This is a genomic window from Mesorhizobium sp. M0317 (assembly GCF_040321555.1).
Classification (GTDB): domain Bacteria; phylum Pseudomonadota; class Alphaproteobacteria; order Rhizobiales; family Rhizobiaceae; genus Mesorhizobium.
In genome coordinates this window covers 53546-72247 of the sequence record NZ_JAMYRV010000010.1, presented here as the reverse complement: position 1 = coordinate 72247, position 18702 = coordinate 53546, and the positions used below count along the sequence as shown (strand labels likewise).

Annotated in this window: 17 protein-coding genes; 13 read left to right on the top strand and 4 right to left on the bottom strand. The window is 63.3% G+C overall.

The genetic code is table 11. From position 1 onward, the window contains the following. The first annotated feature begins 14 nt into the window (after positions 1–14). The 5 genes from NKI88_RS10450 to NKI88_RS10430 are packed head-to-tail and all read left to right on the top strand — an operon-like array spanning position 15 to position 6657. Entirely contained in the window at positions 15–806 is a 792-nt protein-coding gene (locus NKI88_RS10450; protein ID WP_352654985.1) for a cyclase family protein, read from the top strand. A gap of 14 nt (positions 807–820) precedes the next feature. Then, a complete protein-coding gene (locus NKI88_RS10445) occupies positions 821–2392 on the top strand; it encodes a phytoene desaturase family protein (RefSeq protein WP_352654983.1) in 1572 nt (523 codons plus the stop codon). Then, entirely contained in the window at positions 2392–2874 is a 483-nt protein-coding gene (locus NKI88_RS10440; protein ID WP_023667791.1) for a MarR family winged helix-turn-helix transcriptional regulator, read from the top strand. The genes NKI88_RS10445 and NKI88_RS10440 overlap by 1 nt, the downstream gene beginning before the upstream one ends. 44 nt (positions 2875–2918) lie before the next feature. Next, on the top strand, positions 2919–5072 hold the full coding sequence (locus NKI88_RS10435) for a thiamine pyrophosphate-dependent enzyme (protein WP_352654981.1): 2154 nt from the start codon (positions 2919–2921) through the stop codon (positions 5070–5072). Then, complete coding sequence (locus tag NKI88_RS10430; RefSeq protein WP_352654979.1) at positions 5065–6657, top strand: indolepyruvate oxidoreductase subunit beta family protein; 1593 nt, start codon at positions 5065–5067, stop codon at positions 6655–6657. The genes NKI88_RS10435 and NKI88_RS10430 overlap by 8 nt, the downstream gene beginning before the upstream one ends. A gap of 133 nt (positions 6658–6790) precedes the next feature. Here the strand turns inward: NKI88_RS10430 and NKI88_RS10425 are convergent, their stop codons facing one another. Then, positions 6791–7687, bottom strand: coding sequence for a LysR family transcriptional regulator (locus NKI88_RS10425; RefSeq protein ID WP_023667788.1), 897 nt, complete (start codon positions 7685–7687; stop codon positions 6791–6793). A 228-nt stretch (positions 7688–7915) separates the two neighbouring features. Here NKI88_RS10425 and NKI88_RS10420 point away from each other — a divergent pair, with 228 nt between their 5' ends. The 4 genes from NKI88_RS10420 (at position 7916) to NKI88_RS10405 (ending at position 10847) form a co-directional block, all read left to right on the top strand. Then, positions 7916–8650, top strand: a complete 735-nt coding sequence (locus tag NKI88_RS10420) for an SDR family NAD(P)-dependent oxidoreductase (protein WP_352654977.1) — start codon at positions 7916–7918, stop codon at positions 8648–8650. 50 nt (positions 8651–8700) lie between these two features. Further along, a complete protein-coding gene (locus tag NKI88_RS10415; protein WP_352654975.1) occupies positions 8701–9453 on the top strand; it encodes an SDR family NAD(P)-dependent oxidoreductase in 753 nt (250 codons plus the stop codon). A gap of 32 nt (positions 9454–9485) precedes the next feature. Continuing rightward, on the top strand, positions 9486–10085 hold the full coding sequence (locus NKI88_RS10410) for an NADPH-dependent F420 reductase (protein ID WP_023732290.1): 600 nt from the start codon (positions 9486–9488) through the stop codon (positions 10083–10085). Between the two features lie 129 nt (positions 10086–10214). After that, positions 10215–10847, top strand: coding sequence for a class I SAM-dependent methyltransferase (locus NKI88_RS10405; protein ID WP_023751775.1), 633 nt, complete (start codon positions 10215–10217; stop codon positions 10845–10847). Positions 10848–11117: 270 nt separating this feature from the next. Here NKI88_RS10405 and NKI88_RS10400 read toward each other — a convergent pair whose 3' ends face one another. Beyond that, entirely contained in the window at positions 11118–11711 is a 594-nt protein-coding gene (locus tag NKI88_RS10400) for a DJ-1/PfpI family protein (RefSeq protein ID WP_023667783.1), read from the bottom strand. Positions 11712–11871: 160 nt separating this feature from the next. Then, positions 11872–12570, bottom strand: a complete 699-nt coding sequence (locus tag NKI88_RS10395) for a GntR family transcriptional regulator (protein WP_023667782.1) — start codon at positions 12568–12570, stop codon at positions 11872–11874. A gap of 175 nt (positions 12571–12745) precedes the next feature. Between NKI88_RS10395 and NKI88_RS10390 the strand changes: the two genes are divergently transcribed. From NKI88_RS10390 to NKI88_RS10380, 3 genes are read left to right on the top strand one after another with little or no spacing between them, the layout of a single operon-like run. Continuing rightward, entirely contained in the window at positions 12746–13975 is a 1230-nt protein-coding gene (locus NKI88_RS10390) for an iron-containing alcohol dehydrogenase (RefSeq protein WP_352654972.1), read from the top strand. Between the two features lie 58 nt (positions 13976–14033). Continuing rightward, positions 14034–15482 carry an NAD-dependent succinate-semialdehyde dehydrogenase gene (locus tag NKI88_RS10385; protein WP_352655042.1) on the top strand — a complete coding sequence of 483 codons (1449 nt, stop codon included), beginning with the start codon at positions 14034–14036 and terminating at the stop codon, positions 15480–15482. After that, positions 15479–16306: an alpha/beta hydrolase gene (locus tag NKI88_RS10380; RefSeq protein WP_352654970.1), complete on the top strand. Its 828-nt coding sequence runs from the start codon at positions 15479–15481 to the stop codon at positions 16304–16306. Before NKI88_RS10385 ends, NKI88_RS10380 begins: the two co-directional genes overlap by 4 nt. 317 nt (positions 16307–16623) lie before the next feature. Here NKI88_RS10380 and NKI88_RS10375 read toward each other — a convergent pair whose 3' ends face one another. Further along, positions 16624–17520 (bottom strand): NAD(P)/FAD-dependent oxidoreductase, encoded by an 897-nt coding sequence (locus tag NKI88_RS10375; protein ID WP_023740534.1) that lies wholly within the window; start codon positions 17518–17520, stop codon positions 16624–16626. Positions 17521–17643: 123 nt separating this feature from the next. Between NKI88_RS10375 and NKI88_RS10370 the strand changes: the two genes are divergently transcribed. Next, entirely contained in the window at positions 17644–18273 is a 630-nt protein-coding gene (locus NKI88_RS10370; protein ID WP_352654968.1) for a TetR/AcrR family transcriptional regulator, read from the top strand. The last annotated feature ends 429 nt before the right edge of the window (positions 18274–18702 follow it).

Below are 18702 nucleotides of genomic sequence, written 5' to 3'. Positions count from 1 at the left end.
GGGAACTTCAGACCATGGACACGCAAAAACTCCTCGGCGAAGTCGCCGGCCAACTGCTTTCAGGCGCCATCAAGGTGGTCGACCTCTCTGCGCCGCTCGGACCCGACACGCCGCTGATCAAGCTGCCGCCGGAGCTTGCCGTCGACACGCCGAAGGTCGAGATCCACAACATCTCCCGCTACGACAAGAACGGTCCGTGGTGGGCATGGAACTGGCTGAAGCTCGGCGAGCATTCGGGCACGCATTTCGATGCGCCGCAGCACTGGATCAGCGGCAAGGACTATCCGGACGGCGCCACCGACACCATTCCGGCGCAGAATTTCGTCGGCCCGGTCAACGTCATCGACTGCTCGAAGGAAGCAGCCGCCGACCACGATTTCCTGCTCACCGTCGCCCACATCAAGGCATGGGAAGCCAAGCATGGCACGATCAATGCCGGCGAATGGGTGGTGATGCGCACCGACTGGTACAAGCGCAATGGCTCGGAAGCCGAGTTCCTCAACGCCAACGAGACCGGCCCGCACACGCCAGGTCCGACGGCCGAAGCCATCCAATTCCTGATCAGCAAGGATATCAAGGGCTGGGGCTCGGAGACCATCGGCACCGATGCCGGCAAGGCCGGCGGCATGGAGCCGCCATTTCCAGCCCACACGCTGATGCACAAGGCCAACCGCTATGGCCTTGCCAGCCTCTGCAACCTCGACCAGTTGCCTCCGAAGGGCGCCATCCTGATCGCCGCACCGCTCAAGATCGAACATGGCACCGGCAGCCCGATCCGCGCGCTGGCGCTGGTGTCGAAAGGCTGAGAAAGCACGCTGAGGTGAGCCAGCCGGATCACATCATCGTTGGCAGCGGCATCAACGCGCTGGTCTGCGCGGCGATGCTTGGCGGCAAGGGCGCGAAGGTGCTCGTCCTCGAGCGCAATGACCGTATCGGCGGCTGCATGCGTACCGAGGAGATCACCGCGCCCGGCTTCATCCATGACGTGATGGCGACCACCTTCGTGCTGTTCATCACCTCGCCGGCCTTTGCGGCATTGGGCAGCGATCTCGCGCGGCACGGGCTGGAGTTCTGTCACACCGGCACGCCAACCGGCGTGCTGCGGCCGGACGGCAGCCATGCCGTGCTCACCACCGACCGCGCCGCCAACGTCGCTGCAATCAATGCGATCGCCCCCGGCGATGGCGACCGGCACGCCGACGATGTCGGCAGCATCGAGCGCAATGCCGGCCTGCTGTTCGGCCTGCTCGGCGGCAGCCTGTGGTCTTATCCGACAGCCAAGCTGTTGGCCGGCGATGCCTGGCGGCGCAGCCCGCGTGGCCTTGCCGCTTTTCTGGGTGAGGCACTGGTGCCGGCGCGCAGCTGGTTGGAAAGCACCTATCAGTCCGAGACAATCCGCGCGCTGTGGGCGCCCTGGGTGCTGCATGCCGGGCTTGGACCGGAAGATGCTTTCTCAGGGCAGATCGCCAAGGTCATTGCCTTCGCGCTGGAAGCGGCCGGCGCGCCGATCGTCAAGGGCGGGGCGAAGAACCTGCTCGCCGCCTTCGAAGCCTTGATCCGTGAACGCGGCGGCGAAATCCGCACCGGCGCCGATGTCGCCTCGATCGTCCAGAGCGGTGGCCGCGCGACCGGCGTACGGCTCGCCTCGGGCGAAACGATTACAGCAAACAAGAGCGTCATCTGTTCGGTCACGCCGACGCAGCTTTACCACCGGTTGCTCGGCAGCGAGGCTCCCAAGGCCGATGTAGAAGCGACACAGAAATATCGCTACGGCAAAGGCAATTTCCAGATTCACTATGCGCTGAACAAGCCGCCGGCATGGCGCGGTGATGGCCTGGACCAGGTGGCATTGTTGCACCTGACGCCGGGGCTCGATGGCGTCTCGAAAGCCTGCAACGAGGCGGCGCGCGGCATGCTGCCCGAAGTGCCGACCATCTGCGTCGGCCAGCCGCATGCGCTCGATCCGTCGCGCTGCCCGGAGGGCAAGGCGATCCTGTGGCTGCAACTGCCCGAGGCGCCCAGGCACATCAAGGGCGACGCCGCAGGCACGCTGCATGCACCGGCTGACGGACAATGGACCGAGGCGCTGCGTGAAGCCTACGCCGACCGCGTCGAAACCATTCTCGCCAGCCACATCGATGGCTTCAAGGGCAGCGTGATTGCGCGCCGCGCCTATTCACCGGCCGATCTCGAAGCGATGAACATCAATCTGGTCGGCGGCGACCCGTATGGCGGGTCGTCCACCATCGACCAGTCGTTCCTGTGGCGGCCGTTCAAGACCAGCCGCAACCATCAGACCGGCATCAAAAACCTCTATCACATCGGCGCCTCCACCCATCCGGGTGCAGGGCTCGGCGGCGGCTCCGGCTTTCTTCTGGCGGGCAGGCTGTGATGGAGCAGAAGGTCGCAGAAAAACGCCAGCGCATTTCGACGCTTGGCCAGATCGGCCTGCAGCAATTCGCGCCCTATCTGATGAACCGCATCATGGGGCGCTACAACGCCACCTTGCGCGACGATTTCCGCAAGCAGGGCCTGACCATTCCGCAGGTCCGCACGCTCGCCGTGCTGTCGGTCACCGACGGTGTCACCGTCAACGACCTCTCGGTCTACACCGTCATCGAGCAGTCGACCTTGAGCCGCACGCTCGACACGCTGGAAGGGCAAGGCTTCGTGCGGCGCGAGCAAGGCGTCACAGACAGCCGCATCCGCCATGTCTTCCTGACCGATGACGGCCGCGCCGAGTTCGCGCGCGCCTGGCCGGCAATGCATGACGCGTTCGAGGCGATGTTCGACGATGTCGACGACGCCGAATACGCGGCGCTGATCGCCACATTGCAGAAGATGCTGAAGAACATTCGCAAGCACGACATCTAGACGTTAGGCGCCGGCCGCACCGCCGGCAACGGAAGGTTGGAAAAATGGCCGAACGCTCTTTTGCCAAGGAAGTCGAAAAACTCAGGCTCGGCGCCGGCGAGGAATTTGCGGGCGAAGGCATTCTCGCCATCACCAAGGCGCTGCTGCAATGCGGCGTCGGCTATGTCGGCGGATACCAAGGCGCGCCGATCAGCCATCTGATGGACGTGCTGGCCGACGCACAGGAGATTCTGGGCGAACTCGGCGTGCATTTCGAGGCGAGCGCCTCGGAAGCCACCGCCACCGCCATGCTGGCGGCCTCGGTGCATTACCCCATTCGCGGTGCGGCGACCTTCAAGTCGACCGTCGGCACCAATGTCGCGTCCGACGCACTGGCCAACCTCGCCTCCGGCGGCGTCACCGGCGGCGCGCTGATCATCGTCGGCGAAGACTATGGCGAAGGCTCCTCGATCATGCAGGAGCGCAGCCATGCCTTCGCCATGAAGAGCCAGGTCTGGCTACTCGACCCGCGCCCCAATTTGCCGTCGATCGTCAAGGCGGTGGAGGATGGTTTCGAGCTGTCCGAGGCATCCAACACGCCGGTGATGCTGCAGGTGCGCATCCGCTGCTGCCATGTGCATGGCCATTTCATCGCCAAGGACAACAAGCGCCCGCCGATGACGGTGGCCGATGCGCTCGACGCGCCGCGCCGCGACACCGGCCGCATCGTGTTGCCGCCCGCCTCCTTCCTGCACGAGAAGGAGAAGGTGCAGAAGCGCTGGCCGGCGGCGGTGGAGTTCATCGCCAAGAACAAGATCAACGAATTCTTCGGTTCGGACCATGGCTCGGTCGGCATCGTCATGCAGGGCGGCATGTACAATTCGGTCATCCGCGCCTTGCAGCGGCTCGGCCTTGCCGACACCTATGGCGAGACGGATGTGCCGCTCTACGTTCTCAACGCCGTCTATCCCCTGATCGATGACGAGTTCCTCACCTTCTGCGAAGGCAAGCAGGCGGTGCTCGTGGTCGAGGAGGGCCAGCCCAACTACATCGAGCAGGCCTTTGCCGCCATGCTGCACAAGGCCGGGCGCGGCACCAGGCTGGTCGGCAAGGAGTATCTGCCGATGGCCGGCGAATATACCGGCCAGGTCATGCTGGACGGCATCGGCGCCTTCCTGCGCGCCGAGGCCCCGCATCTCTTGCCGGGTGAGGTGCGCGCGCCCAACAAGGTCGGCGACGGCGTTGACGCCGCGGACCTGATCAACGTCGTGCCGGGACGTCCGCCAGGCTTCTGCATCGGTTGCCCGGAGCGGCCGATTTTTGCCGCGACAAAGCTGGTCGAGCAGGAACTCGGGAACCACCACATCGCATCCGACATCGGCTGCCATTTGTTCTCGATCATGCCGCCTTTCGAGCTCGGCGCCACCACCATGGGCTACGGGCTGGGGCCGGCATCGGCATCGGCGTTCAATTCGCCCGACGCCAAACGGCGGTCGATCTCTTTCGTCGGCGATGGCGGCTTCTGGCACAATGGCCTGACCTCCTCGATCGGCAACGCGGTCTTCAACAAGAACGACGGCGTCATCGTTATCGTCGACAATTTTTACTCCGCCGCCACCGGTGGGCAGGACATCCTGTCGTCGCGTGCGGGCAACAAGACCAAGTCGACCAAGCATCCGATCACCGAGGCGGTGAAGGGCATGGGCGTCAAATGGCTGCGCCATGTCGACCGCACCTATGACATCACCAAGATGCAGGACACGTTACGTGAGGCGCTGACGACGGACGAAAAGGGTCCCAAGGTCATCGTTGCCTCGTCTGAATGCATGCTCAATCGCCAGCGCCGCGAAAAGCCGCTGGTCGACAAGGCGATCAAGGGTGGGACTCGCGTCGTCAAGCCGAAGTTCGGCGTCGATGAGGATATCTGCACCGGCGACCATGCCTGTATGCGGCTGTCCGGCTGCCCGTCGCTGTCGGTAAAGTCGCTCGACGATCCGTTGCGCGACGATCCGGTGGCATCGATCGACCAGAGCTGCGTCGGCTGCGGCAATTGCGGTGAAGTGGCGGATGCAGCGGTGCTGTGCCCTTCCTTCTACCGCGCCGATGTCGTGCACAATCCCCGCCGCTGGGATCGTTTTCTGGAAGGCACGCGCCGCGCCGTGATCGGCCTGCTGCAGCGGCGCCGTGAAAGCCGCAGGTTGACGTTCGCCGATGCTTGACCAGGCTTCGCCCTTGCGCCCGAAATCCGATGCCGCCGATACCGAGCCGGTGATCAAACTCGCTTTGCTCGCGGTCGGCGGCCAGGGCGGCGGCGTGCTCGCCGACTGGATCACCGATGTCGCCGAGCGCAATTCCTATGTCGCGCAATCGACCTCGGTCGCCGGCGTCGCCCAGCGCACCGGCGCTACGATCTATTACGTCGAGATGGCCCGCGACACCGGCCGGCTGCCGGTCTTTGCCCTTTCGCCTTCGCAAGGCGATGTCGACATATTGATCGCCGCCGAGCTGATGGAAGCCGGCCGCGCCATCATCAGGGGCTTCGTCACGCCCGATCGCACCACGCTGATCACCTCCTCGCACCGTATCGCCGCGGTGTCGGAAAAGATCGAGCCGGGTGACGGCCGGGCCTCGTCTTCCAAGGTACGCGCGACGGCGGAAGCTGGATCGAAACGCTTCATCGCCTTCGACATGGAAAAGATCGCCGCGGACAATGGCTCAATGATCTCGGCCAGTCTGCTTGGCGCGCTGGCCGGCTCCGACGCATTGCCGTTCACGCGTGAAAGCTATGAGCAAGCGATCGGCGCCGGCGGCCGGGGTGCGAAAGCCAGCCTTGCTGCCTTCGCCGTCGCCTACGACCGCGCGCGCGGTACGACGGCCCCCGCGCCACAGCCGGCAGAACCGGCCACGGTCGACCCCGCTCCGGGTGCAGGGCGCGTGAGCGGTCCGCCGAACCTGCTGCAGGGTTGGCAGGCGCTGGCCGCCCGCATCGACCTGATGCCCGCGGCGGTGCGCGACATGGCGCTCCGGGGCCTGAGAAAGGTCGTCGACTACCAGGACATCTCCTATGGCGGCGAGTATCTCGACCGGCTCGACCAGGCGGTCGCGCTGGATAGCGCTGAACATGCCCATGCATTGTCCATCGCTGCCGCCAAGCATCTGGCCAACGCGCTGTGCTACGACGACATGATCCGCGTCGCCGATCTCAAGACACGTTCGACGCGTGACCGGCGGGTGCGCAAGGAGGTGGGCGTCAAGGACGGCTCCATCCTGCAAGTGACCGAATATTTCCATCCGCGCATCGAGGAGTTCTGCGGCACCTTGCCGGCGGGGTTTGGCAGCTACATCGAGAACCGGCCGAAACTTGCCGGCTTTCTCGACCGGCGCATCAATCGCGGCCGGCGCATCCGCACCGACAGCTTTGCCGGCTTTGCGGTCCTCTGGTTGATTGGCGGCCTGCGCCGCTGGCGGCGGCGCCTGTTGCGCCACAAGGTCGAGACGGCGCATCTGGAGCGCTGGTATGCGCTGGCGCTCAGCCACGCGCCTCAGGACTACGCGCTCGCCGTCGAAATCTTGAACTGCCGCCGGCTGATCAAGGGCTACAGCGACACCCACCTCCGCGCCCAGTCCAAATTCGATCGCGTGCTGTCGGCGCTCGATCTGGTCAGGAGCCGCGATGACGCTGCCGACTGGATCAGGCGGTTGCGCGAAGCTGCGCTGAAAGACGAGAAAGGCGACATGCTCGATGGCGCGCTGAAGACGGTGGCATCGTTGTCTGGTCATGGTGTGGGAAGAGGTCGAGCTTAGGCTGGTACCTCTACGCTACTGCCGCCGTTTCCCTACTCCCACTGGATTCGCGGATTGAACACGCCGCTTCAAGCCATCGCGGCTCGGCTTCCACCCGGATTGCGGGAAGCGTTGCCGGCCGACCTGCCGGGCGTCAGTCGCGCGATATTGACAGCCCCGAGAGAAGCGGAGCGTACGCGGCGAGCCTGCGGGATACGAACTCGGTGAAGAGCCGCACCCGCTTCGTCTTGCGTGTCTCGCCTTGCGTGAGAAGCCACAGTGTCCCATGCATGGGCACGTCGATCCCCGGCACCCTCACCAGCAGGGGGTCGGCATCTCCGACGAAGCACGGCAGTTTCGTTATCCCAATCCCTTGGTGCGCCGCGATGATCTGCGTCTCGGCGTCAGGTGTCCTGAACGGTACTCCCGTGACGTGAACTTCTCCCTCGCGCGCCCAGTCCGGAATTCCATGATTGTCTATGCCTATCCACCGGATGGGATCAGGCGTGCCCGCACGCCACGCGGCTAGTCGATCGCGAGACATGTAGACGCCGCTGAACAGCTCCGGTCCCTTCAGGCCGTGAAGATTGAGCGGCAGGGTCTTGCGGTCGGCGACAATGCGGATCGCGACGTCGGCCTCTCGGTTGGTCAGATTTGCCAGCTCACCGGACGACAAGATTTCCATCTCGATGTCGCGATGCAAACGCGCGAAGTCGGCGAGATCCGGCATGAGCAGGTGTGTGGCGAGGAACGGTGGAAGCGTCACCCGCAAAAGCCCGCGCGCGCTCTGGTCACGACCGAAGACTCGCGTCTCCAGTTGGTGCGACGACGCTTCCATCTGGGTCGCGAGATCGAGGACCTCCTCGCCCGCAGCCGTCAAGCGGTAGCCGGAAGGCAGCTTTTCGAACATCTGCGCCCCGAGGCGTTCCTCGAGTTGAGCAATGCGTCGCAGCACGGTCGAGTGGTTCACACCGAGGTGTGCGGCGGCAGCACGCACCGAGCCTACGCGCGCGGCGGCAAGAAAGTAGCGAACGTCATCCCAGTCGATCATGGTGCATTCCTGCGCAGCGAAGTGCGGCTTGCAAAGCCCATACTAACACGATCAGCCGTAGTTCGTGCGGTCGCCGCGGCGTTCAATCATCTAGCTGGATCGTTTTCGCACCAGCGATGTGCGCGATTGCGCACTCACCGCCCGACTTCGGCGAACCCATCTTGAGGCTCTCGCGGGAGTTTCCCGTACAGCCAAAGATACGAGACGGCGAAACAAAGGATGCATGACATGAACAGACTGAATGGAAAGACCGCTGTGATAACTGGCGGCGCTACGGGCATCGGCCGCGCCGCAGCCAAGCGCTTTATCGAGGAGGGCGCCTTCGTCTTCATCTTCGGCCGCCGGCAGGAAGCGCTCAACGCCGCCGTGGCTGACCTTGGGCCTAGTGCCCGCGCGGTTAAGGGCTCGGTCTCGGATGAGGCCGACCTCGACCGACTCTACGCTGCGGTGAAGGCCGAGCGCGGAAGCCTCGATATCGTCTTCGCCAATGCCGGGGCGGGAAGCCCGCTTCCGCTCGGCCAGATCACCGCCAGGCACATTGACGAAACCTTCGACACCAATGTGAAGGGTACGATCTTCACGGTCCAGAAGGCGCTGCCGCTGATGAGCCAGGGCGGTTCGATCATCCTGACCGGGTCGAGCGCCGGCACCACGGGCGCTCCGGGGTTCACTGCCTATAGCGCGAGCAAGGCGGCAGTGCGCAACCTGGCGCGGACCTGGGCGGAAGACCTGAAGGGCACCGGCATCCGCGTAAACGTGCTGTCGCCCGGAGCGACGGCGACCGAACTCGCGAAGGAGGCGTTAGGCGAGGAAGGCCAGAAGGCCTACGGCGCGATGACCCCGCTCCAGCGCATGGCCAATCCGGCGGAGGTCGGGGCCGTGGCCGCCTTTCTCGCGTCGCCGGACAGCAGCTTCATGACCGCCAGCGAAGTCGCCGTCGACGGCGGCCTGGCTCAACTCTGACCCCCAGCGCGGTCCGTACCTGGGCCGCGCGCAACGAAAGACAAAGAATTATGAAAAAACTCGAAGGCAAGATCGCAGTCATCACGGGCGGAAGCAGCGGGATCGGATTGGCCACAGCCAAGCGCTTCGTAGAAGAAGGAGCGCACGTCGTGATTACCGGGCGAAGAGAGAAGGAGTTGAAGGAGGCCGCAGCCTTCATCATGAAAAACGTTACGACGGTCGTGGGTGACGTGTCGCTCCTGGAAGATCTGGATCGCCTCTATGCCGTCGTGAAGGTGAAACATGGTCATATCGACATTCTCTTCGCCAACGCCGGCGCGGGGACGATCGCACCGCTCGCCGTCGCTACCGAGGCACATTTTGATCAGACCTTCGATGTGAACGTGAAGGGTCTGTTCTTTACGGTGCAGAAGGCCCTTCCCCTGTTCAAAGACGGCGGTTCGATCATCCTGAATTCTTCAGTGTCGAACGTGTTGGGGCTTCCAGGGTTTAGTACCTACGCCGCGAGCAAGGCGGCTGTACGCAACTTCGCGCGCGCTTGGACACTGGAATTCAAAGACCGCAAAATCCGCGTCAATGCAATGAGTCCGGGACCAATCGAGACGCCGGCCTTGGAGACAACGACTGGCCTTACCCCTGAGCAAGCCGAGCAAGCGGCCGCCCAGTTTGCGTCACAGATCCCAATGGGTTGCAGGGGCAAACCAGAGGAAATCGCTGCTGCCGTCACGTTCCTCGCCTCCGATGAAAGTTCTTTCGTCACCGGCGTGGATCTCGCCGTCGATGGGGGCATGGCGCAAGTCTGACCCCGGCATTAGCACCAGATCGGAGAAATACTATGAACTATGCAATCGTAGGATTCGGCAATATCGGACGGGCCCTTGCCAAGGCGTTTGCCCGAAACGGCATCGAAGTTTCCGTTGCAACCACACGCGACCCGGAAAGCTTTGCCGCCGATGCGGCCGCGATCGGACCCACCATCATCCCCAAAAAACTGGCGGAAGCCATCAAGGCGGACATCATCTTTTTGGCTGTCCGCTTCGAGGCGCACCCGAATGTTGCGAAGGCGCTCCCCACCTGGCAGGGGAAGACGATCATCGATGTGACCAATGCCTATGGCGTGCCCCCTGAGGAACTGGGAGGACAACCTTCTTCCAAGTTAATCGCGCAGGCCTTCTCTGGCGCAAAACTGGTCAAGGGCTTCAACCATCTGGTCGCCCCGGTGCTTGATCAGGATCCGGCCGTACATGGTGGCCGGAGGGTCGTGTTCTTGGCAAGCGACGATGATGCTGCCGCAACACAGACTGGGGAGCTTGCGGAAAATCTCGGTTTCGCGCCGATTAAGCTTGGCGGGGTGTCGGAAGGTGGCCTGCTGGTCCAGGCGCGCGGAAACAGCTGGGGTCATCTGATCTTCAAGGACTTGGTCAAATTCGACTGACGAGCGCGACGTCCCCGGCAAAGAGACGACGCACGCGATCGGAACTCGGATCGGATCAAGCCCGATCCGATCCGAGCAAATGGAGAAATCAGTATGAGCACCCAGAAGAATATCCACTAGGAAATTTCGATGTACGACCAATCCAAGGTGTCCGATTTAATCCGGTTCGCACGAATCGAGGCGGGCTCCACCGTGATCGACGTTTACCCTGGCGACGGAGACTGGACGCGCCTCTTCTCCGACATCGTCGGATCAGAGGGGCGGGTCTACAGCTTCGTGCCGGCCGAAGTCGCCCACTTCAAGAACGATCCGGTCGGCCTCATGCGGACGCTCGCGAAGGAGCCGAGCCGAGAGAACGTCGAAGCCGCCTCGGCGGATCTCGTCGCGATGCCGAAGGTCACGCCGCCAGCCGATGTCCTATGGCTGCACCTGTTTTACCACGATCTTCACACCGCCCTGGTCCAGAAGAAGGGTGCGACGGCGGCCGACTTCAATCGAGCTGTCTACAAGCGGCTGAAACCCGGTGGGTCCTACGTTATCGTCGACCACGCCGCCGCCACTGGGTCGGGCACGAGCGACACCCGGTCGCTGCATCGGATCGACCCTGCATTCGTCCGCGAGGAGGTGGAGGCGGCCGGCTTCGTACTGGACGCGGAAAGCACCGTGCTCGCGAACAAGGATGACCCGCACTCGATCAAGGTGTTCGATCCCGCGATCAAGGGCGAGACCGATCGCTTCGCGTTTCGGTTCGTGAAGCCCTGACAGCTCCCGGGCGCCGACTTCATGTCGACCTCCCATTGAGTCCATCAACTCGGGTTCGCACCCGTCAAGCTGGGAAAGCTCAACGAGGATGGCGCGCTGGTGCACGCACGCGATGCGGCAGCGCCTTGAAGGCGTCCGAGGTGATGATGGCACAAGGTTCTGGAGCACACCTGCCGCAGGTTCCTGATCTGAACTTGATGAAATGACGGAAGTCGCCGCGCCGTTGAGGGCGCCGGCGCACCCCCCCAGGGAGGCGCCGGGACAAACGGTTCAAGAATGGTGGATTTCCGTTCCCAGCACCTTCAGGCATTCACGGATGAACGCCGCAAGCGCGGTCCAGCCTTTGGCTGAAACCATGGTCCCATCGACATAGGCGTCGGTGGGAGACAAATCGATATAAGTGCCGCCGGCAAGCGTCACCTCCGGCTCGCAAGCGGCGAGCGCCGCCACCTTCTTGCCGCGCACGACGCCGTCGACCGCGATCAGAATCTGGACGCCATGGCAGATCGTGAAGATCGGCTTTTTCGCCTCGTGGAAATGGCGCACCATTGCCTGTATCCGCTTGTCGGTGCGGATGTATTCGGGGCCACGACCGCCGGCGCAATAGACAGCGTCGTACTGGCTCAGCTGCTTCTCGGCGTCGGCAAAGGTCTTGTTGATCAGCGCATTGTGGCCGGGCTTTTCGGTGTACGTCTGATCGCCCTCGAAATCGTGCAGCGACGTCTTGATCATGTCTCCGGCGCTTTTGTCGGGGCACACGACATGAACGGTGTGTCCCACCGCTTCCATCGCCTGCTGATAGACGAAGATTTCATACTCCTCGGTGAAATCACCGGTCAGCATCAGGATTTTTTTGGCTGGCATGTCTTTTCCTCTCGGCTTGTTTCAGGGGCGAGGTGCACTGCGCGCCTCCTTCCCGGTATCGAAATCGGCTCAGAACGGGGAGTAGAATTCGTAGGCGGCAGGCTGGGCGAACAGCGGCGCGCCGCGCTTGAGGGTCCCTCGGGCAAGCAACATCGCCAGGCTACTCGAACGCAGGCAGGAGCCTGTCCCGCGAATTTTCGATGTGCGCACGCATGGCTTTTTCGGCGGCGTCCGGATCGCCCGCGGCAAAGGCAGCGAGAATAGCCTCGTGCTCGTCGAGCGCCTCTTCGGTCACCCTGGAGTGATACATCAGCCGGAAGATATGGAAGTGGGTATGCTGGTGATTCAGTGTCTCGCGAATGAGTTCGTTTTGGGCGAACTCGACGATCTTGTCGTGGAAGATCGCATCCTGACGGGCGAAGTTCGAATAGCGCAGGCGTTCGTCTTTCCCCACCCGCCGAGCCATGACGCCGGCCGCCTCCTGCAGCGCGGCAAGGCGCTCGCCGTCCATTGTTGCGGTGGCTTTGGCCGCGGCGGCAGGTTCAAGCAATAGACGCAGCTCGTAAAGCTCGTCGAAGCGCCGGCGGGTGATTTGTGGGGCGGCGCGATAGCCGATCAGGTGGGTTTTCAGAACCAGCCCTTCCCCCTCCAGCCTGCCAAGCGCTTCACGAATTGGGGTATGCGAGACGTTGAATTCCTTGACGAGATTGTCGACGGTGATGCGCGATCCCGGAGCAATCCTCAAAGACATGAGCTGCGCGAAGATTGCTTCGTAAACGTCGCCAGCCAGACTGTTGGCGCGCTGAATACGACCGGTCGCACGGGCTTCATTGTCAACCGTCAGGTCCGTGTTCTGCATCGTTTGCCTCTTGACAGAACCACCCACTAACATGATGCTCCGCGAAACTCAATCCTATATCCTATACGATTTTATTAGAGGGGTATCGCATGATCATGACCTGCAGCGCCGAGGTCGGCCTCTGGCACGAAGCCAAGCCTGTCGGCTTCCAATCCGTCTTCGCAGGATCTTGTGCATGAGCTTGTTTGCAGCGGCGCGCCTGCCGAGCGAGATTCTATTTGGCAAAGGCCAGCGCCATGTCCTGCCTGCCATTGCCGCCAAATATGGACGGCGTGCGTTCGTCTGTACCGATGAGCGCTTCGCGGCGACGTCGCAGTTCGCCGAGATTCTGGCTGGCTTGCACAACGCGGTGATCGAGGCGCTGGTCTTCGACCGAACGCTGCCGGATGTGCCGCGCGACAGCGTCGCCACCTGCATTGCGCAGGCGAAGGATTTCAAGCCGGACATGGTGATCGGCATCGGGGGCGGCAGTTGCCTCGACATGGCCAAATGCGCTGCACTTCTGCTCAGCCACGGCGGCAAGCTCGAGGACTACTATGGCGAGTTCAAGGTACCCGGCCCTACCCTTCCGGTGATCGCAGTGCCGACGACGGCTGGAACAGGCTCCGAGGTGACCCCCGTCGCCGTGATCTCCGACCCGGATCGGACGCTGAAAGTGGGTATCGCCAGTCCGCATCTCATCGCGGCAGTGGCGCTTTGCGATCCGGATCTGACGGTGACCTGTCCACCATCCTTGACGGCGATCGCCGGCGCCGACGCGCTGACGCACGCAATCGAGGCCTTCACAGCGGCCAAACGCGGCGCCGACCCTCATTTGCCGCAACAGCACGTGTTCATCGGCAAGAGCGCTCTGACCGATCATTTCGCGCTTTTGGCCATCAGGCTGCTCGGCCGCAGTCTGGAAAAGGCATATCGCGACGGATCGGACGAGGATGCGCGCGCCGAGGTGATGATGGGAGCGCTGGCCGCCGGTTGCGCTTTCGGCACGGCGGGAACGGCCGCCGCCCATGCGGTGCAGTATCCCGTTGGCGCGCTTACCCACACCCCGCATGGCCTGGGAGTGGCCACGATGCTGCCCTACGTGATGACCTACAATCTGGCCGCAGCAGCCGCGGAGATTGCGGAAGTCGGCACTGCTCTCGGCCTTTCCCATCAGGGCGGCGGCGACGCCGATGCCTTGGCGCACGCCACCATCCGTGAGGTGAGCCGGCTGTTTGGCGCCATCGGCATCACACCGACATTGGCCGAACTGGGTCTTCCCGAAGACAAGATCGACTGGACGGCTGAGCAGGCGCTGGGCATCGACCGGTTGATCAAGAACAATCCCCGCCCGTTCGACCTTACCGCGATGCGACAGCTGGTCAGGGCTGCTTATGACGGCGACATGTCCGCCACCACGATGTGATCGACCAGGAGCTCATCCAATGAACATTGCCGCAGGCATATCCGACGGGGATCAAGATATGTTCGACTACGCCACGGTCTCGCACGGTCTCTACATTGGCGGACGCTGGCGGCCCTCATCGGAGGGCCGCGTGATCGAAGTGGTCGATCCCTCGACTGAAGCCGTGATCGCTGCGGTTCCCGATGCAACGCTCACTGATGCCGCCGCCGCCGTCGACGCTGCCGCGAAGGCGGCGGCCGGCTGGCGCGAGACCCCGCCACGCAGGCGATCGGAAATCCTGCGACGCTGCTTCGAACTGATGACGGAACGGGCGGAGACGTTGGCCGCGCTGATCTCGCTGGAGAACGGCAAGGCGCTGCGCGATGCGCGCGGCGAAGTCGCCTATGCGGCGGAGTTCTTTCGCTGGAACGCCGAGGAAGCGGTCCGCATCAACGGCGAGTTCGGCCTTGCACCCTCGGGCGCGAACCGGATCATTGTCGACTACCAGCCCATCGGCATTTGCGTGCTCATCACGCCATGGAATTTCCCAGCCGCCATGGCGACACGTAAAATCGCTCCGGCGCTGGCGGCCGGCTGTACGGTGATCCTGAAGCCCGCCAGCGAGACGCCGCTGACGGCCTATGCGCTTGCGGCGCTCTACGAGGAGGCCGGCGTGCCGCCCGGCGTCGTCAACGTCCTGACGACCTCGACCCCCGGGCCGGTGACGGCGGCCATGCTGGCCGATCCGCGCGTGCGAAAGCTGTCCTTCACCGGCTCGACCGGCGTCGGCCGCGTGCTGCTGGCCGAAGCCGCGAAACACGTCATCTCCTGTTCCATGGAGCTTGGCGGCAACGCACCCTTCATCGTCTTCGACGACGCCGACCTGGAAGCCGCCCTTGACGGTGCGATGGTTGCCAAGATGCGCAACGCCGGTGAAGCCTGCACGGCCGCCAACCGGCTTTACGTCCAGGCCGGCATCCATGATGCTTTCGCGGAAGGCTTGACCAGACGCATGGCGGCACTCAACCTGGGCCCGGGCACAGACTCAGACACAGAATGCGGGCCGATGATCACCAGGAAGGCTGTGCACAAGATCGACCGGCTTGTGCAGGACGCCGTTGCCCGCGGCGCCAAAATCCTGTGTGGCGGCGGCGTATCTGAAGGCAGAGGCTTTTTCTATCCGCCAACGGTGCTCAAGGACGTGCCGGCCGACGCCGCCATGCTCCACGAGGAGATATTCGGTCCGGTGGCGCCGATCATGCACTTCGACAGCGAGGCGGAGGTCATCGCCAAGGCCAACGACACAGAATACGGTCTCGCGGCCTACATCTACACGCGCGACCTGGCCAGAGGAATGCGCGTGGCATCAAAGATCGAGTCGGGCATGATCGCGCTCAACCGCGGCCTGATGTCGGATCCGGCGGCGCCCTTCGGCGGAGTCAAGCAAAGCGGGTTGGGGCGAGAAGGCGGCCAGAAGCATGGCGTTGCCGAGTTCATGGAGGCCAAGTACATCGCCGTGACCCTGTGAGCGGACATCCCGCCAAAGATCCGTTTCGCATTCGCGATCATGTGGTCGAGTTCGACGACATGGTCGCCGAGATCGTTCGCAGAAGCGAGGAGACCAGGGCGAACGTTCCCATGGTCGCCGATGTCGCCTACGGGGCTGACGCCACCGAAACCATCGATCTGTTCTTTCCCGAGGGCAAACGGGACCGCCTGCCGGTGCACATGTTCATCCACGGGGGCTATTGGCGCATGTTCTCCAAGCGCGACTATTCCTACGTCGCCGAGACCGTTACGAACGCAGGCGCGATCGCGGTCATTGTCGACTACGCGCTGATGCCGACCGTCAGGATGGCCAGGATCGTCGACCAGGTGCGCCGCGCCAAGCGATGGGTATTTGACAATGTCGCACACCATGGCGGCAATCCCGGCCTGCTGACCGTTAGCGGTCATTCCGCCGGTGCGCATCTGGCAACAATGCTTTTCGACGGTGACGAGCGGCCTTCCGGCATCAAAGCTGCGCTGCTGCTTGGCGGCCTTTACGACCTGAAGCCATTGCAGATGTCGTTCCTTGCCGCGGAGATCGCGATCACCGACGAGGAGGCCCGCCGATTCTCGCCGATCGACCACAGTTTCGATCCATCCGTGGGCGTAGATATCTCGGTCGGCGCCGATGAAACGCCGCCGTTCCACAGCCAGGCCGCACTCTTCACGGACCACCTTGACACACAGGGACTGACTGTTTCGCGCACGACCCTTGGCGGGGCCAATCATATGAGCAGCGTCCGCGACCTTGGCTTGGCTGGCACCGAGGCCGCGTCACTGTTGGCCCGCGTCGTAGCCGCCTGAGACTTCCGCCAGAAGCGCTGCTGGGCGCGACCGTTCTGCAAAGTAGCGTCGCAGCATCGGGTACCGACAGCGGTGGCGAATCTCCCGCCACCGGGTGCCGTAAGCCCGCCGGCGGTGTCGACGTCGACGTGGTTCATGCTTTCCACGTGATTGAGCTTGATAACCGATGTCGGCGATCGCCGTCATGGAGGCAGCGCAGTTGAGTTCCCAAAGCCAACCGGCCAAAGATGCCTCTCAGGGGAGAGCGGGCCGGCGTTCCGTAACCTCGCCTTCAGAATATGATAGCCCGCGGCACCCCGAGAAGGGATTCTGCGCTCTCAAACCAGCATCGACTGCTGGGCGGAGATCCCAGCCGTCGCGCCGTGCGATATTGCCAGGGTGACCGATGGCGGCGTGAGGGGGTTGGCGAGGTCGCCCGCGGCGTAGATGCCGGGCATGCTGGTTTCGCGGCGCTCGTCGACCTTGAGGATTACGCCGAGGGGCGTATCGACCGTGGCGAGGCCCAGTGATTCGTGCAGGCTTGCGGACGGCTTGTTGCGCGGATGCGCGAACAGGATGTCGACCGCGACATTGGGGCCGGTATCGAGCTTGACGGTGGCGTTGTGCCCCCCGTGATGGGCGATCTCGCTGATCCGGCCGTCGACGACAGGTATGTTGCGGCGCGCCAGACCGGCCCGGATATCGGGCGGAATGTCGTGACCATCAGCGAAGACCGTCAACCTGTCGGTCCAATCGTGGAACAGCCTGACCTGATTCATCGACTGTGGGCCGGACCAGACGAGGCCCCAATGCTGGCCGGCGACTTCAAAGCCGTCGCAATAGGGGCAGGGCACGATGGACGTGCCCCAACCTTCGGCAAAGCCCGGAACATCAGGCATCTGGTCGGCGACGCCATAGCTCAGGATCAGGCGGCGCGCGCCGAGGCTTCCGCCATCGCCAGTGAGGACGGAGAAATCGTCGATGGCCCCGGAGAGACTGTCGGCCCGGGCATTGACCAGCTTGATCGTGGGATAGCGCGCCAGCTGCCGCCGCGCCTCGGCCAGGATGTCCAGCGGTGGCTTGTGATCGTGGCCGAGCAGGCCATGCGAGTGGCCGGCGAAGCGGTTGCGCGGCAGGCCGGTATCGAGAACGGTGACCTTACGGCGGGCACGGCCGAGTTGCAGGGCACCGGCGAGACCGGCAAAGCTGCCGCCGATGATGATGACGTCATCCATGATGGGCTCCGTGTTGTGGATGAGGGGCTGGTTGGACCAAACCTACCCATCGGCTTGCGCATTTCAGAAACTACATGGTATCGTAATCCAAGAATTAGGATACTGTCAAGGACTGGAATTGTCGTGACCGAAAATAGCCAGGGCCGGCGCGGCCGACCCGCCAACGAGGCGCTTGGGCAAACGATACTCGACGCTGCGGCCGAACTCTTTGTGGAATCGGGTTTTCAAGCGACCACATTGGACAAGGTCGCCCAGCGGGCGAAGATATCCAAACTCAGCATCTATCGGCACTTCGAGAACAAGGAGGCGCTGTTCAGCGCGGCCATCGCGTCCGGCTGCCATCAGTTGTTTGCACCACAGGCCCTTCTTGAAGGCGTCGGCGGTTCGGTCGAGGATCAGCTCATGGCGGTGGGATCATCCCTGCTTCGCACGCTGTTGAGATCAGATGTCCGCAGTGTCGAAGCCATGGTCATGGCCGACCAGACGAATCCAAAGTCCTTAAGCAAGCTCCATTACGAAGCCGGCCCCGCCAATGTCATCGCCCAAATCGAGGCCCTGTTGCGTCAGTTGCACGCGAAGGCGGTTCTGAACGTGCCCGATCCTCTCCGGTCCGCCCGCTTGTTTGCCGCGCTTTTCAAAGGATCCGATCTCCTGATTATCGCACGCTTCGATGAGGCGAGAGCAGCGGACGACAACGAAATCGAATCCTATTGCCGGTCGGCCGTCGCCATGTTCATGGCTGCCCACGGCTAGCAGTCTGCCCTGCCCGCTAATCATTGTATTTCTGCGAAATACTCCGCTAGAGCCGCCGTCGCGATGGCGCCCATCCACCTCGTGTCGATCGCGTCGGGGTCGGACTGCGCGCCCGCCGGTGAGCGGCATCTCCTACCTGCTCCGGTCACAGCGCTGCTTCTGCCGACCCTGTGCGGGCGAGGAAGAGAATGCCGGTTATGGCCGCAAGAATCGAGCAGATGGGGTATCAGCCGCCGCGAAGGACACCTGCGGACCGAACGTATTTTGGTACACTTGAGTACGTCCATTCGTGGGTCGGGCTCCAGCGGCTCGTGCCCGACGCGCCCCGGGGAAGGCCGCTGGTGCCCGCGACAGATCCTTCCAAGGTGCGGGTCTGGCATGGCCCAAAAATTCTCTCGAGCTCCCGGAACATCGGTCCGCCCCTGTGGT

Coding starts and splice junctions, on each gene's coding strand:
- NKI88_RS10390 (WP_352654972.1), top strand. CDS start 12,746: ATGAGCTTGTTTGCAGCGGCGCGCCTGCCGAGCGAGATTCTATTTGGC.
- NKI88_RS10410 (WP_023732290.1), top strand. CDS start 9,486: ATGAACTATGCAATCGTAGGATTCGGCAATATCGGACGGGCCCTTGCC.
- NKI88_RS10430 (WP_352654979.1), top strand. CDS start 5,065: ATGCTTGACCAGGCTTCGCCCTTGCGCCCGAAATCCGATGCCGCCGAT.
- NKI88_RS10400 (WP_023667783.1), bottom strand. CDS start 11,711: ATGCCAGCCAAAAAAATCCTGATGCTGACCGGTGATTTCACCGAGGAG.
- NKI88_RS10420 (WP_352654977.1), top strand. CDS start 7,916: ATGAACAGACTGAATGGAAAGACCGCTGTGATAACTGGCGGCGCTACG.
- NKI88_RS10425 (WP_023667788.1), bottom strand. CDS start 7,687: ATGATCGACTGGGATGACGTTCGCTACTTTCTTGCCGCCGCGCGCGTA.
- NKI88_RS10375 (WP_023740534.1), bottom strand. CDS start 17,520: ATGGATGACGTCATCATCATCGGCGGCAGCTTTGCCGGTCTCGCCGGT.
- NKI88_RS10395 (WP_023667782.1), bottom strand. CDS start 12,570: ATGCAGAACACGGACCTGACGGTTGACAATGAAGCCCGTGCGACCGGT.
- NKI88_RS10385 (WP_352655042.1), top strand. CDS start 14,034: ATGTTCGACTACGCCACGGTCTCGCACGGTCTCTACATTGGCGGACGC.
- NKI88_RS10440 (WP_023667791.1), top strand. CDS start 2,392: ATGGAGCAGAAGGTCGCAGAAAAACGCCAGCGCATTTCGACGCTTGGC.
- NKI88_RS10415 (WP_352654975.1), top strand. CDS start 8,701: ATGAAAAAACTCGAAGGCAAGATCGCAGTCATCACGGGCGGAAGCAGC.
- NKI88_RS10450 (WP_352654985.1), top strand. CDS start 15: ATGGACACGCAAAAACTCCTCGGCGAAGTCGCCGGCCAACTGCTTTCA.
- NKI88_RS10405 (WP_023751775.1), top strand. CDS start 10,215: ATGTACGACCAATCCAAGGTGTCCGATTTAATCCGGTTCGCACGAATC.
- NKI88_RS10435 (WP_352654981.1), top strand. CDS start 2,919: ATGGCCGAACGCTCTTTTGCCAAGGAAGTCGAAAAACTCAGGCTCGGC.